This window comes from Butyrivibrio proteoclasticus (genome assembly GCF_900115735.1).
GTDB lineage: Bacteria > Bacillota > Clostridia > Lachnospirales > Lachnospiraceae > Butyrivibrio > Butyrivibrio proteoclasticus_B.
Genome location: NZ_FOXO01000073.1, coordinates 1 through 1517, shown reverse-complemented (window position 1 = coordinate 1517; position 1517 = coordinate 1). Strand labels below are relative to the sequence as shown.

Annotated in this window: 3 protein-coding genes; all 3 read right to left on the bottom strand. The window is 39.2% G+C overall.

Going from position 1 to position 1517, the window contains the following annotated elements; translation table 11 throughout:
• Window positions 1-64: 64 nt before the first annotated feature.
• The 3 genes from BM146_RS18925 to flgM all read right to left on the bottom strand — a co-directional run bounded on the left by BM146_RS18925 (window position 65) and on the right by flgM (window position 1306).
• Window positions 65-310: a flagellar basal body protein gene (locus tag BM146_RS18925; RefSeq protein ID WP_074892250.1), complete on the bottom strand. Its 246-nt coding sequence runs from the start codon at window positions 308-310 to the stop codon at window positions 65-67.
• 155 nt (window positions 311-465) lie between these two features.
• Window positions 466-993: a flagellar protein FlgN gene (locus tag BM146_RS18920; protein WP_242949450.1), complete on the bottom strand. Its 528-nt coding sequence runs from the start codon at window positions 991-993 to the stop codon at window positions 466-468.
• Window positions 994-1018: 25 nt separating this feature from the next.
• Window positions 1019-1306 carry a flagellar biosynthesis anti-sigma factor FlgM gene (gene flgM, locus BM146_RS18915; protein WP_074892248.1) on the bottom strand — a complete coding sequence of 96 codons (288 nt, stop codon included), beginning with the start codon at window positions 1304-1306 and terminating at the stop codon, window positions 1019-1021.
• Window positions 1307-1517: the final 211 nt, after the last annotated feature.

The following is a 1517-nucleotide window of genomic DNA, read 5'->3' as shown; positions in this document are numbered from 1 at the left end:
ACATGACAAAAATCAGCTCAAATCCGCATGATTAGCTGATTTGAGCTGATTACTCATAATAGTTCTATTTAGTTAAGCTAGGAAACTGGCATTGACAGTTGTTATAGTTAACACCATTTCCTATTTGTGTCCATGATATTCTGTCAGTTCTTGTATCAAGAGTGTTATAAAATCTGGTTCCCTGAGTAACCTGCTGTCTGGTGAATCCCACTGTATCCATGTTGGACATATTATGTGCGGTTGTATTTAATGCATTCTGTGAAGTTGTCAGTCCCGAAGCACCAACATACAGATTAGCCATAAGTGCCATATTCTGCCTCCTATAACTGCGCGATGCAAATTTCTCCGCTTCGCCGCGTTTGGTTTTCTCGCTTAATTTTTCGCATAAAAAAGACACTACCGCTTTTAAACGGTTTCCATACGGGGTATCTGTTGCATCCGTACCACCCTTTCACAGGTGGTACGCTATTGCTTTGCATCGAATCCGCCCGGTGTGTAACCTAAACAATCGCCTGTAGTGTCTAAAGCTCTTGAATAATTCGCCGTCTGTGGAGCGCTTTTTGACGCCTGGATGATGTTCATTTCAAATTGAACCATTTCCAATGAACTAAGAAGAAGTTCCTGGTTCTGGCCGTTCACACGTCTGACACTATCTGCGACAGCAACTAGTTTGTCACGCCTCTCTGCCAGATTTTTCTGTTCCTCAGGTCTTTTCTCCAAGACCTCTATCAGATCGGTCAGTTTCAATGAATTAACATCCTTGTTAAGCACATTTGCAATATCCTTCATTGCAGTCTGCCTCTTTTTTTCAAGCGACTGGATATTACCTATTACGTGCTGCTCCTCATCCGTGATTTTAGCAAGTGCATCAAGATCACCTTTTATGATTATCGGTGTCTTGTTGCCAGATAACCCCAGTAAATTCTCATACATAACACATTCCTGATCAAGAATCTCAATCAGATTTTCCATAAGACTAGCCACTGGAATCATCCTCCTATTATATTTATTAAATTAGTTACGCAAGCTCTTCGGCTTCATCAAATTTAGCCAGTAATTTGTCCGCAAAAGCCTCTCCACTCACGTCATAAGTTCCATTCTTAATAGCTGCTTTAAGCGCTTTCACCTTGTCTTCCCTGACATCCGGCGCAGCGTTCACAGCCTGTTTAGCAACCTGAATATCTTTTCCGATAGAAGAAAAGGATACTGTATCCCTAATGTTCTCCGTCTTCTTTGTTGCTTTTGTCTTATTAACTTTGCTTGTCGAGTAAATCTGCTGAACCTGACTGTATGCATCTATACGCATATTTTTTCCTCCTTCCTTGGAGTATTTATTGCTTCTACTTCATTTATCGGTAGAAGTCTCCATTTCTTTAGTTGTTTCCGAAAAATATTTCCCCAAATACTTTTCTAAAAAGAAATGGCTTAAACATCCAAGGTTATAATTTTTACGGTTTACAAAATAGTTATCGGCCAAAAATAAAAAAACTTTAGAGTAATTTAATAATTTTTTTTTA